This window comes from Sphingomonas sp. Leaf67, from assembly GCF_001421965.1.
Classification (GTDB): Bacteria; Pseudomonadota; Alphaproteobacteria; order Sphingomonadales; family Sphingomonadaceae; genus Sphingomonas.
Genome location: NZ_LMLP01000025.1, coordinates 41,671 through 54,593, shown reverse-complemented (window position 1 = coordinate 54,593; position 12,923 = coordinate 41,671). Strand labels below are relative to the sequence as shown.

General features: G+C 67.0%; 9 protein-coding genes. 6 read left to right on the top strand and 3 right to left on the bottom strand.

Annotated features, from left to right (window positions below):
• Positions 1-186: 186 nt before the first annotated feature.
• Positions 187-981 carry a 2-keto-4-pentenoate hydratase gene (locus ASE90_RS18155; protein WP_056004306.1) on the bottom strand — a complete coding sequence of 265 codons (795 nt, stop codon included), beginning with the start codon at positions 979-981 and terminating at the stop codon, positions 187-189.
• A 118-nt stretch (positions 982-1,099) separates the two neighbouring features.
• Here ASE90_RS18155 and ASE90_RS18150 point away from each other — a divergent pair, with 118 nt between their 5' ends.
• A complete protein-coding gene (locus ASE90_RS18150) occupies positions 1,100-2,137 on the top strand; it encodes a LacI family DNA-binding transcriptional regulator (RefSeq protein ID WP_056004303.1) in 1,038 nt (345 codons plus the stop codon).
• Positions 2,138-2,276: 139 nt separating this feature from the next.
• On the top strand, positions 2,277-3,809 hold the full coding sequence (locus ASE90_RS18145) for a carboxylesterase/lipase family protein (protein WP_056004300.1): 1,533 nt from the start codon (positions 2,277-2,279) through the stop codon (positions 3,807-3,809).
• On the opposite strand, the gene ASE90_RS20945 is transcribed toward ASE90_RS18145, so the two are convergent.
• Positions 3,806-4,894, bottom strand: a complete 1,089-nt coding sequence (locus ASE90_RS20945) for a ThuA domain-containing protein (RefSeq protein ID WP_056004297.1) — start codon at positions 4,892-4,894, stop codon at positions 3,806-3,808. The genes ASE90_RS18145 and ASE90_RS20945 overlap by 4 nt on opposite strands.
• Positions 4,891-6,270, bottom strand: a complete 1,380-nt coding sequence (locus tag ASE90_RS18135) for a polysaccharide lyase family 1 protein (RefSeq protein ID WP_056004294.1) — start codon at positions 6,268-6,270, stop codon at positions 4,891-4,893. Before ASE90_RS18135 ends, ASE90_RS20945 begins: the two co-directional genes overlap by 4 nt.
• A 230-nt stretch (positions 6,271-6,500) precedes the next feature.
• Between ASE90_RS18135 and ASE90_RS18130 the strand changes: the two genes are divergently transcribed.
• The 4 genes from ASE90_RS18130 (at position 6,501) to ASE90_RS18115 (ending at position 12,778) form a co-directional block, all read left to right on the top strand.
• Complete coding sequence (locus tag ASE90_RS18130) at positions 6,501-9,344, top strand: TonB-dependent receptor (RefSeq protein ID WP_056004291.1); 2,844 nt, start codon at positions 6,501-6,503, stop codon at positions 9,342-9,344.
• A gap of 23 nt (positions 9,345-9,367) precedes the next feature.
• Positions 9,368-10,927 carry a family 43 glycosylhydrolase gene (locus tag ASE90_RS18125; protein ID WP_056004289.1) on the top strand — a complete coding sequence of 520 codons (1,560 nt, stop codon included), beginning with the start codon at positions 9,368-9,370 and terminating at the stop codon, positions 10,925-10,927.
• 61 nt (positions 10,928-10,988) lie between these two features.
• On the top strand, positions 10,989-11,567 hold the full coding sequence (locus ASE90_RS18120) for an ANTAR domain-containing response regulator (protein WP_056004606.1): 579 nt from the start codon (positions 10,989-10,991) through the stop codon (positions 11,565-11,567).
• Positions 11,567-12,778, top strand: a complete 1,212-nt coding sequence (locus ASE90_RS18115) for a CmpA/NrtA family ABC transporter substrate-binding protein (protein ID WP_056004286.1) — start codon at positions 11,567-11,569, stop codon at positions 12,776-12,778. The genes ASE90_RS18120 and ASE90_RS18115 overlap by 1 nt, the downstream gene beginning before the upstream one ends.
• Positions 12,779-12,923: the final 145 nt, after the last annotated feature.

Sequence of the window (12,923 nt, the reverse complement as noted above, 5' to 3'; positions counted from 1 at the left end):
GGAAAGGGTCTCATTCCATTGGTTCGACGGCCGACGACCGGCGTTTTGCGTTTCGACTTCCTTGCCGTACTTCCGCGAAGGCGGGGATACGGCGGATTGGTGGCTAAGCACACGACTTTCGTAAAGGCCCCGACGTGATCCGGGGTATTGAAGCGTTTGCGTCCAGCGGCATCCCGCCAACAAATCTCACCCTGCCACTGCCCGAACCCCGGCCGCGACGATCCCGCACGCAACGCGCAGCTGGCCGAAATCCGCCTCGAACCGCTGCCCCGGCGCGATCGCATGCACGCCGGTCACCGCGCCCGACGACACCCACTGTCCCGGTTCCAGCGTCAACCCGCGCACCGCGAGACAATCGATCAGGAACGCCACCGCTCCGATCGGCCCGTCGAGCATCGTCCGCGCCGTCGCCCGGCCGACGACCGCGCCGTCGATCCGCGATTCTACCGGCCAGTCGAGGAACGACAGGTCGCGCCAGCCCGGGACTTCCCGACCGATCGACAGCCCGAAATTATTGCCATAATCGCTGATCGTCACCAACGGCCCATCGGCATTGATCCCCGGATAGGGCGAGCTGGCGATCTCGATCCCGACATGCACCGCGTCGACCAGTTCCAGCGCCTGTTCGGGCGTCAGCCGGCCTAGCCCCGCCGAGCTTCGGCCGATCCGCACGCAAAATTCCGCCTCCGCCGCGGCAAAGCCATCGGCGATCACCGGCAATGCCTCGGTCTCGGTGCCCACCACCTGTTCGGCGAAAATCGGTCCGGCCAGCCGGTTGCTCCCCAGCGTCGCGTCGAGCGGCGGGTTGATCCGTCCGACCTTCCACCCGACGATCTGCCGGCCATCGATCGCGATCGCCCGGTCCTGAATGGCATAGGCATCGGTCAGGGTCGTCGGCCGCTCGCCCGGATAGGTCGGCAGGCCCTGTGCCTGCTGCCGCGCGCCAACGAAAGCGTGCGCGATCCGATCGCGATTATCCATGCGACTTGCCTCTCCTGTTGCTGCCAAAGGCGTAATGGAAACCGGTGTCAGTCACAAGCGGGAAGAATCGTCCGGGCGGGACATTGGCGGATGCCCCGGCCCCCGCTATCGCTGGCACATGAAGAAAAGCGGCCAACCGACGATCAACGACGTCGCCCGACTAGCCGGCGTCTCGAAAAAGACGGTCAGCCGGGTCATCAACCAGTCGCCGCTGCTGAACAACGATACGCGCGAAAAGGTACAGGCCGTCATCGCCGAACTGGGGTACATCCCCAATCCGCAGGCGCGCGCCCTTGCGCTGCGCCGCAATTTCCTGATCGCGCTGATCCACGACAATCCCAATGCGCAAATGGTGCTGCGCGTGCAGCAGGGTTTGCTGGAGGTGCTGCGCGACACCGAATTCGAACTGCTGGTCCACCCGGTCGATCGCGGCGCGCCCGATATGCGCGACGAAATCCGCCGCTTTCTCGAACGGCAGCGCCCGTACGGGGTGATGTTGCTGCCGCCCATTTCCGAAAACGACGCGCTGGCCGAACTCTGTACGCAGATCGGCTGTCGCTATGTCCGCATGGGCTCGGCCGCATTCGACGATCCCGCGCATATGGTGTCGTCGAACGATCGGGAGGCGGTGCGGGGCGCGATCGAACATCTGCTTGCCGCCGGCCATCGCCGCATCTGCATGATCGCCGGCCCGCACGGCTTCCGCTCGGCGTTCGAACGGCAGCAGGGCTATGAAGAAGCGATGGAGGCCGCCGGTCTCGGCGTGCAGCGGACGTGGATCGCGCAGGGGAATTACCAGTTCGAATCGGGGATGCGCGCCGCCGAACGGTTGCTCGACCTGTCGCCGCGCCCGACCGCGATCTTTTCCTCCAACGACGAAATGGCGGCGGGCGCGCTGCATATCGCCCGCCAGCGCGGGCTGGACGTGCCCGAGGATCTGTCGATCGTCGGCTTCGACGACACTTCGATCGCCTCGCACCTCTGGCCGCCGCTCACCACCGTCCGCTGGCCAATCGCGACCATGGCCCGCGCCGCTGCCCTGAAACTGATCGGCGAGGACAACGAGGACGCCACCGATCCTGCCGAACCCGCCGAACCGACGATGTTCGTCTCGACGCTGATCCGCCGCGCCTCGGTCGGCAAGCCGCAGCCATGACTTGCGGCGACGAATGACACCGATTACCCTGCATCTGAACGCGATCCCCGTTCGTGCTGAGTAGGGGCTGAGCGAAGTCGAAGACCCGTATCGAAGCACCGCCACAACGGTCCCGGGCTTCGGACGAAGGAGAGGCCCCATGACCCCATCGACCACTCGCCGCGACGTGATCGCCGGTGCCGCCGCCCTCGCGCTCGTTCGCCCGGCCCGCGCTGCCGCGGCCGATCCGGTCGTCACCGCCCCCGCCGGCCGCTGGCGCGGCACGGCCGAAGCTGGCATCCACGTCTTTCGCGGCATCCGCTACGGCACAGACGCCAGCCACCAGCGATTCCAGCCGGTTACCGCCCCCGCTCCCCTGCGCGACATACAGGCGGCAACGGCATTCGGCCCCTCCTGTCCGCAACGTGCCAACATCGGCGACCAGCAGGAGGACTGCCTGTTCCTCAACGTCTGGACACCCGACGCCCGCGCCGGTGCGAACCGGCCGGTCATGGTCTATCTCCACGGCGGTGCCTATTCGAACGGTACCGTCGTCGAACCGCAGGTCTACGGCCATCATCTGGCGGCATCGGGCGACGTCGTGGTGGTGACGGTCAACCACCGGCTGAATGCGCTCGGCTATCTCTATCTCGCCCGCCTCGACCCGCGCTTTCCCGACAGCGGCAATGTCGGACAACGCGATCAATTGCTCGCACTCCAATGGATACGTGGCAACATCGCCAACTTCGGCGGCGACCCGAACCGCGTCATGCTGTTCGGCCAGTCGGGCGGCGGCGCGAAGATCGCGACCCTCATGGCGATGCCCGATGCCAAAGGCCTGTTCCACGCCGCCGCGACCATGAGCGGGCAACAGGTCACCGCCTCCGGCCCCCTCAACGCCACCCGCCGCGCTGAAGCGTTCCTGACCCGCCTGAAAGCCACGCCGGCACAAGCCGCAACCCTTCCCGTGGCCCGCCTGATCGACGCGCTGGATGCCGAAGACCCGATCCTTGGCGGCGGCGTGTATATGGGGCCGGTGCTCGACATGCGGTCGCTGCACCGCCATCCCTTCTGGCCCGACGCGCACCCGCAAGGTCGCGCTATTCCGTTGATTCTGGGCAATACCCGCGAGGAAACCCGCGCCTTCATCGCGCCGCCGCCCGACCTGAACTGGACCAATCTGGCGGCGCGCATCGCCCCACAGCTGCGCGTCGACGCCCCGCCGGAATGGGTCGTCGCGCAGTATTGCGCGCGATTCCCGGCGATGACGCCGAACGACGTCCTGTACCGCGCAACCACCGCCGGGCGCAGCTGGCCGGGGCAGGTGATCGAGGCGGAGACCCGCGCCGCCGCCAGTGCCGCCGCCTGGGTCTATCAGCTCGATTACAGTTCGCCCGTCCGGCCCGGCGGTCGCGCGGCACATACCGACGACATTCCGCTGGTCTTCGGCACGCTCGACGCGCCCGGATCGATGAGCGGCACCGGCCCCGCCGCCCGTGCGCTGTCCCGGCGGATGCAGGCCGCCTTCGCATCGCTGGCACGGCACGGCAACCCTGGGGCGAACTGGCCGCGCTACACCCTGCCCCGCCGCCAGACGATGCTGTTCGATACCGTCAGCCGCGTCGTCGACAATCCCCGCGGCTGGGAACGCGAACTCTTCGCCCGGTTCCCCTATATCCAGCCGGGGACCTAACGCACCGGCGCTGCCAACGGATAGGCGACGACCAGCGCCAATGGCCTGGTGCCACGCTGGGCGATCCCGACCGACGCCCCGCTGTACAGATACACCGTAGTCCCCGCGCCAACCCGACAGGTAACGCCGTCGCTGGTCACCTCGCCTTCGCCGGTTACGACCTGATACACCTCGTCATGGTCGATCCGGTGCGGCCCGATCGCAGCGCCCTTGTCTAGCGTCCGGCGACGGAACTCCATCGTCCGCCCCGGCACCCGGTCGGTGATCCGCCACGCCGTGCCGGTTCCGATCGCGCCATGCGGCGGTGCCTCGCGCACGCGCGTCGACGCTTCGTCGATCACGATCATCGCCGGTGCCCTCGCCCGCCCGGTCGCCCAGTCCAGCGCGCCGGCGACATGCGCCAGCAGCCGCGGATCGGCCCAGTTTTCCTTGCGATGGCCCAGCCCGGTATAGAAAACGCGCCCCTGTCCGACACGATGCGCCCATGCCAGCGGCTTGGGGTTCACGTCGCTCGCGCCGATCGACTGCGGATCGAACGTCAGCAGCGAATCGAGATCGGTCGACAAATCGCGAAAGCCATACCACTCGTCGGGAATCCGGAACCGGTCGGGCAGCGCATCGATCGCCGGGTGGCGCCCGGCCGACCGCTTCACCTCCGCCTCCGGCACACCCGGCGGATGCTGGGCGAAGCGGCCGCCGATCATCTTGGCATACCATGGCCAGTTATAGTGCGAGTCCGCCGCGGCATGGATCGCGACCACCCCGCCGCCGCCCTCGATATAGCGTTGCAGCGCATCGCGGCGCGGCCCGACGAACCATTCGGTCTCGGGACGCTTGGGATCGGTCGTCGTCGACACCAGCACGATCGCGGCATAGTCCACGGCCTTGTCGAACACCGCCGGGTCGTCGCTCGCTACCGGCTCCAGCCCGCGCTCCCGCGCCAGCCGATCGAGCGCGGCGACGGCGGTCGGGATCGAGTCATGTACGAACCCGGTCGCCCGGTGGAACAGCAGCACGCGCGGCGCGGCGATGGCGGGCATGGCGCACAGCAGCGCCACCACCGCGACGACGACCCGCCGGATCACTGCCGCATCGCCCGATCGCGGGCCGACAGCGATTCCTGGATCGGCCCCTTCTGCCCCGGATAGCGTCCCGATTTCGGCTCCATCGTCGCAAGATCCCATTCCGGTTCGACAAAGGGTGCCGTGGTCGGCACCGGATGCGGATATTCACTCACTTCGCGTTCGTCGTCGATCACCTTTCCGCGCCCCTCGGCGACGAAAAACAGCACGCGGATATCGTCGGCGTCGCGGTCCCATGGCCGCGCCCCGGCATGGGCGAGCACATGCGTCTCGACATCCTGCGCGGGCAGCACCGGCAGGCCGGCCGGCCAGACCGGCGGCGTCTTCACCTCGATCAGCTTCGCGCGGGTCACGCCATAGCGCCCGACCATCGGCAGCGGATTGCCGTGCCGGTCGACCGCGACATTGTCGCGCCCGTGATAGCGCAGGTCGCCATCGCCGCCGAGCATCAGGAACGGCAGCCCTTCGTCGGTCGACGGCCCGCCGCGCATGACATTGCCGACCGCCGACAGCTTGCCCTCCTGATAGGCATGGCCCGCCCATTCGAGCGCCATCAGGTTGTAATGCACCGCGCGCCTGGCCGGGTCGTAGATCAGGTTGTTGACCACCGCCGCCTGTACCCCGCCCTTCAGCAGCGGGCTGCGCTCGACATTATGGGCGTACACGTTGCGCCAGATCAGGATGCCCGTCGCGTTGTCGTGGATCAGCGACCCCTTGCTATGCTCGCCCTTGGGATGGCTGGCATCGGCCAGCCCCTCGGCCAACAGATTGTAGCTGAAGGTGATGTCGTGGCTGGTGCCGCGCCGCCAGTCGTCGGGCGTCGCCCCGTCGAAGCGCGGCCCTGACGCGGACAGGTTTTCGTCCAGCGCCCAGGTCATCGTGCAGTGATCGACGATGACATTGTGCGCCGACACGGTGTTCATCGCATCGACCTCCCACCCCGATCGCTTGGGTTGCCCGTCCAGACCCGGCCGCACGCGCAGGTGGCGGACGATCACGTCATGCGCGCGAATGTCGATGCCGCCGCGGATCAGCGTGATGCCGGGCGACGGCGCGGTCTGTCCGGCGATGGTCAGATACGGTTCGGTAATGGTCAGCGTCGTGCGGCCGAGATCGATCACCCCGCCGACCTCGAACACGACGATCCTCGGCCCTTTCGCCTCCAGCGCCGCCTTCAGCGATCCCGGCCCGTCCGCTGCCAGCGTCGTCACCCGGACGATGCGTCCGCCGCGTCCGCCGGGGGTCACCGCCGCCCAACCCTGCGCCCCCGGAAAGGCCGTCATGGCCGCGGATGCCGGTGCGGTTTGCGCCGACGCCGGCAGCACCGCGCTCGCGATCGACAGCAGGCCGCCAAGGGCCAAGCAGGTCAGTCGGTTCATAATTTTCCTCTCCGCGCGCTTCTTGACAGCTTCGTCGTGTCGGCACAATGTCGCGTTGACACCGGTTTCTCAAGCCGAAAACGGCAAAACCGGATTTCCGGGACCCGACAGGCGTCCCGGAAAGAGTTCGACGGCGCGGCGGAACGATTTTTCCGCCTTGCCGACCAGAGGATGACATCAGGCGTGAAACGATTGCGCCCGGTGTCATCGCGATAGGGAGAGGGTTCGCAATGCAATTTCGTCACCGCCGCCAGATCGTCCGCGCACTGCTGGCCGCCACCTCGCTGGTCACGCTGGCCGGCACCGGCCATGCGCAGGATGCTGCCCCGACCGGAACCGATCCGGCACCGGTCGCCACCGAGGATGCCGAAGCCGAGATCGTCGTCACCGGCTTTCGCGCGTCGCTGAACGCCGCGCTGAACGTGAAGCGCCAGTCGGTCGGCGCGGTCGACGCAATCGTCGCCGAAGACATCGGCAAATTCCCCGATCAGAACCTCGCCGAATCGCTGCAGCGCATTCCCGGCATCGCGATCCAGCGCGATGGTGGCGAGGGCCGCGCGATCACCGTCCGCGGTCTCGGCGCGCAATTCACCCGTGTCCGGGTCAACGGGCTGGAGACGGTCACGACGTCGAGCGACGGTGCGTCGGCCAATCGCGACCGGTCGTTCGATTTCAACGTGTTCGCATCCGAACTGTTCAGCTCGATCGTCGTCCACAAGACCGCCTCCGCCGATCTCGACGAGGGGTCGCTGGGCGCGGTCGTCGACCTGAACACCGGCAACCCGCTGGCGGGCAAGACCGGGCTGACCGTCGCCGCTTCGGCGGTCGCCAATTACAATGATTTGTCGAAGACGGTCGGCCCGCGCTTTGCCGGGCTGGTCGGCTGGAAATCACCCGACGGGACGCTCGGCGCATCGATCTCCGCCGCGTATCAGGACACGCGGACCAAGGAGATCGGCAACAATACCGTCCGCTGGGCACAGGCACGGTTCGATTCGGTCGACGGCACGCCTTGCTGGACCGCCCCCAATCGCGGCGGGACGTATATCGCCGGGGCCGCCTGCGACCGTGCCGCCCTCTCCTTCCATCCGCGTATCCCGCGCTATGGCGAGGTCGAGCATAGCCGCGAGCGTCTCGGCCTGACCGGCAGCGTGCAATGGTCGCCGACCGACGCGACCAAGGTGTCGATCGACGGCCTGTATTCGCGCTTCCGCGCCGACCGTCGCGAGAAATGGGGCGAGGTGCTGCTGCGGTCGAACGAGCGGCAGACCGACGTGCTCAACCCGACCTATGACGATAACAACAACATGGTGTCGGCAACGCTGAACGACGCATGGGTTCGCACCGAGCATTATTTCCGCCAGTCGCAGACCGAATTCTACCAGATCGGCGGCACCTGGGATCAGGACCTGAGCGACAAGTTCCGCTTCACCCTGCTCGGCGGCTATTCGAAGTCCGACGCCAGCGTGCCGGTCGAAACGACGCTGGTGTTCGACGATCGCGATGCGCAGGGCTATCGCTACGATTATTCGAACCGGGACTCGCCGCTGCTCGCCTTCGGCACCAGCGTGACCGATCCGGCGAATTTCCAGCTCGCCGAAATCCGCGACCGACCATCGGACGTGGTGAACCAGTTCAAGACCGCGCAACTGCGCACCGAATGGGACGTGGCGGAGGGGTTTCAGGTCCGCGCCGGCGGCATGTGGCGGCGCTACGACTATGACATCACCGCCTTCACCCGCGATACGGCGGTGTGCGGCAATGGCGGACGCGATCTGGTGCTGGGGACGATCACCTGTTCGGCCAGCACCGCCTTCGGCCCGACCGCGGTATATGGGTTCCAGGCGACCGATGCGTTGTCGGACCTGTTCACGCTGAAGGGATCGAACGCGCCGTCGGGCACGTCGCTACAGTGGCTGATCCCCAATTTCGACGCGGTGACCGACTTTACCGGCCTGTATAACCGCCCGCTCGCGCTCGATGTCGGCAATAATCGCGGCGTGGTCGAGGAGACGAAGGGCGGCTATCTGCAATTCGATGCCAAGGGCACGGTATTCGGTCTCGAATATGCCGCCAATGCCGGCATCCGCTATGTCCGGACCGACCAGTCGTCCTATGGCATCAACAGCGGCGTCAACGTGACGGTGAAGCGCGATTACGAGGACTGGCTGCCGTCGATGAACGTCGCGCTGTATCCGACCAGCGACATCATCGTCCGCGGCGCGATTGCCAAGGTCATCACCCGCCCGTCGCTCGGCAACCTGACGCCAGGCGGATCGGCCGACGGGTTCAATTTCCGCGTGACCAGCGGCAACCCGTTCCTCGATCCATTCCGCGCGACGAATTACGATCTGGCCGCCGAATGGTATTTCGCGCCGCAATCCGCGTTCTCGGTCGCGGTGTTCCGCAAGGATGTGGCGAGCTTCCCGGTCGCGATCTCGCGCAGCGGCACCTTCACCGAAACCGGCCTGTCGCCATCGGTGCTGGTGTCATCATCGCCCGCCGCGCTGAACCCCGCGCTCCAGTCGCAGGACATCTGGACGATCTCGACCACCGGCAATGGTCAGGGCGCATCGCTCGACGGGATCGAGATCGCGTTGCAGGCCCCGTTCCGCTTCCTGCCCGGCGTACTGCGCAACTTCGGCGGGATCGTGAACGCGACGTTCGTCCGGTCCGACGCCGATTACACGCAACAGGGTCCGGCGACCGTGCCCGGCGGCGCGCTGCCGACGATCACCCGGACCGAGACGCTGTACAATGTGTCGAAGCGTCAGTTCAACGCGACGCTCTATTATGAAGACGCAAAGTTCAGCGCGCGCACATCGGTCGCGTATCGCGGTCCCTATGTCGATGGCGGATCGGGGACGGGCAATATCTTCGAAGGCTATGACTCGATCGCGAACGTCGATGCGTCGATCCGGTACAAGCTGACCGACTTCCTTGAACTGTCGATCGAGGGGACGAACCTGACCGACGCCTATCGCCGCCGGATCGTCGACGTCGATGCACGCCGCAATTACGAGAACAACCATTTCGGGCGCACGCTGCTGGTCGGCGCGCGGGTGAAGATGTGAGCGGTTTCTCGCGCCGGGGGGTGATGGCGGGGGCGGCGCTGGGCGGCGCGCTCGCCACGCTGCCCGCGGCGGGTGCGGCGGTGCCTGCCCCTGCCCCGCCCTATCGGCGCGGGTATGACAACCAGCGTATCGCCGATCTGGGCGACGGGCGCTTCCTCAACCCGTTGATGGCGGGCGATCATCCCGATCCGACGATCCTGAAGGATGGTCGCGATTATTACATGACCTTCTCGACCTTCGATTCCTATCCGGGGCTGGTCATCTGGCATTCGCGCGATCTGGTGAACTGGACCCCGCGCACCGCCGCGCTGACGACGAATATCGGTGCGGTGTGGGCACCCGAACTGACCAGGCACAAGGGCCGCTATTACCTCTACGTGCCCACCAAGAACCCGACGACCAGCTGGGTGATCTGGGCCGATCATATCGACGGGCCATGGTCGGAACCGATCGACCTGAAGCTGCCCGATCATATCGATCCGGGCCATGCGGTCGGCGAGGACGGGTCGCGCTGGCTGTTCCTGTCGGGCGGCGACCGCATCCGCCTGTCCGACGATGGCCTGCGCACCGTCGGCAAGGTCGAGCATGTCTATGATCCATGGCGCTATCCGGACACGTGGGATGTCGAGGGGTTCAGCCCCGAAGGGCCGAAGGTCACGCGGCATGGCGACTATTTCTACCTCGTCACCGCCGTTGGCGGCACGGCGGGGCCGCCGACCGGGCATATGGTGATCGCCGCGCGGTCGAAGTCGATCCACGGCCCGTGGGAGCATCATCCCGGCAACCCGATCGTCCGTACCTCCTCGCTTGCCGAAAAATGGTGGTCGCGCGGCCATGCGACACTGGTCGAGGGGCCGGACGGCAGCTGGTGGTCCGTCTATCATGGCTATGAAAACGGTTATTGGACGCTGGGGCGACAGGCATTGCTCGACCCGGTCGAGTGGACGCCCGATGGCTGGTTCCGCATGACCGGTGGCGACCTGTCGCAACCGATCGCCAAGCCCAAGGGTGGCAGCGCGGTGCGCCATGGGCAGGCGCTGTCGGACGATTTCGCGACACTGGCACTCGGCACCAAATGGAATTTCTTTCGCCCCGCGCCCGATGATCGCGGGCGGGTACGGGTGCAGGACGGCGCGTTGCTGCTCGATGCGAAGGGCAAGGCGCCGTCGGACGGCGCGCCACTGCTGCTGATCGCGGGCGATACCGGCTATCGCTTCGAATGCGATATCGAGATCGCACCGGGCGGGACGGCCGGGCTGATCCTGTTCTACGACGACAAGCTGTATTGCGGGTTGGGCTTCGACGAACAGCGCTTCGTCACCCACCAATATGGCATCGAGCGCGGGCGGCCCGCCAACCGCCATGGCCGCCGGATGCGGATGCGCGTCACCAACGACCGGCACATCGTCGCCTATCACACCAGCAGCGACGATGGCCGGACGTGGCAACGCTTCGACCGCGGCATGGAGGTGTCGGGCTATCACCACAATGTGCGCGGCGGGTTTCTGATGCTGCGCCCCGGCCTCTATTCGGCGGGACAGGGCACCGCGCGCTTCCGCGATTTCCGCTTCACCGCGCTATAGCTTGACGCGCCGGGCGGGCGCGGGGCACAGGCCGCGCGTCAGCTTCGGGGGTAGCGGGATCATGCGGATCGCGATCATCGACACCAGCACCACACGCGCCGCGATCATTTCCGAGGGGCTGCGCGAGGCGGGGCTGGACGATATCGTCGTCATCGACGGCACCCGCCGGCTGGTCGCCGATGTCGAGGCGGCGGCCGCCGAGGTCATCCTGATCAACCTCGAAAATCCCAGCCGTGACGAGCTGGAGGAATTCTTTGCGGTGTCGCGCGCGATTTCGCGTCCGATCGCGATGTTCGTCGATCAGAGCGATGCCGAATCGACCGCCGCCGCCGTCGATGCCGGCGTGTCGGCCTATATCGTCGACGGCCTCGCCAAGCAGCGGATCAAGCCGGTGCTCGACCTCGCCATCCGCCGGTTTCAGGCGTTCGCGCGGTTGCAGGCCGAACTGGTCGAGGCGAAGAGCGCGCTGGCCGACCGGACGACGATCGACAAGGCGAAGGCGATCCTGATGAAACGACGCGGGATCGACGAACCCGCCGCCTATGCGCTGCTGCGCGCACAGGCGATGCGGTCGAACCGGCGGATCGCCGAGATCGCCGACGCGATCCTGACCAGCGACGCATTGATGGGAGGGCTGTGATGGCACGGGACAAAATCCGCATCGGTTTCCTGCCGCTGGTCGATGCCGCGCTGCCCATCCTCGCGCGCGAACAGGGATTTGCCGAAGCCGAGGGGCTGGAGATCGAACTGATCCGCGACACGACGTGGGCGACGGTACGCGACCGGCTGCTGTACGGTCACACCGACGCCGCGCACATGGTCGCGCCGCTCGCGATAGCCACCGCGCTGGGTCGCGGGCGGCCGGCGGTGCCACTGGCGGTGCCGTTCGTGCTGGGGCTGAACGGCAATGCGATCACGCTGGCGCTGCCGCTTGCAGAACAGGTGCTGGATGGCGACAGCCTTGGCGATCCGGTGACGCTCGGCGCGCGGCTGAAGGTCGTGGCGGCGGCGCGCCTCGCGGCGGGGCGGCCGCTGCGCTTCGGCGTGGTGCATCGCTATTCGAGCCATAACTACATGCTGCGCTACTGGCTGGCGGCGGTCGGCATCCGGCCCGACATGGATGTCGAGATCGTCACCATCGGCCCCACCTTTGCCGCCGATGCGCTGGCGGTGGGTGAGGTCGACGGCATCTGCGTCGGCGAACCGTGGAACAGCGTCGCGGTCGATCGCGGCGTCGGGCGGATCGCGCTGGTCACCGCCCAGATCTGGCGGCGCGGCGTGGAAAAGGTGCTGGCGCTGCGCGAGGAGACGGTCGGCGAGCGCGGCGAGGTGGTGCAGCGGCTGATCCGCGCGCTCCACGCCGCCGCCGCGCACTTCATCGATCCGGCGACGCGCGATGCCAGCGCGGCGATCCTCGCCCGTCCCGACTATCTCGATGCGCCGGTCGATCCGATCGCGCGTGCCATCGGCGACCGGGTGCGGGTGGTGGCGGGTGCCGAGCCGCTCCACGTCCCCGACTTCATGTTCCAGTATCGCGAGGCAGCCAATTTCCCGTGGCGCAGCCAGGCGGCGTGGCTGTATTCGCAGATGGTGCGCTGGGACCGCGCGCCTGTCGCGGCGGACGAAGCCTGGATCGCGCAGGGTGTGTTCCGCCCCGACCTCTACCGGTCGGCGCTGGCCGGATCGGGTGCCCCCCTGCCCGGGGCCAGTTCGAAACTGGAAGGCGCGATCGGCGGCACCGTCGCCGCCGGGTCGACACAGGGGCGACTGATGCTGGGCAGCGATCCGTTCTTCGACGGGCGGTCGTTCGATCCCGACGATATCGCGGGATATCTGCGCACCCTGCCCTGACGATTTGAGTCGTTGGCGCGCGGATGGCCGGAAGTTTGCAAAGGTTGCACGTGTCGCGTGTCGCCGAGGTCGGAAAAGTGCGACGAACCGAGTTAACACTCCGTTCGTCGCAAATCGTGCTGCACTGCGAAACCATCTTGCACGA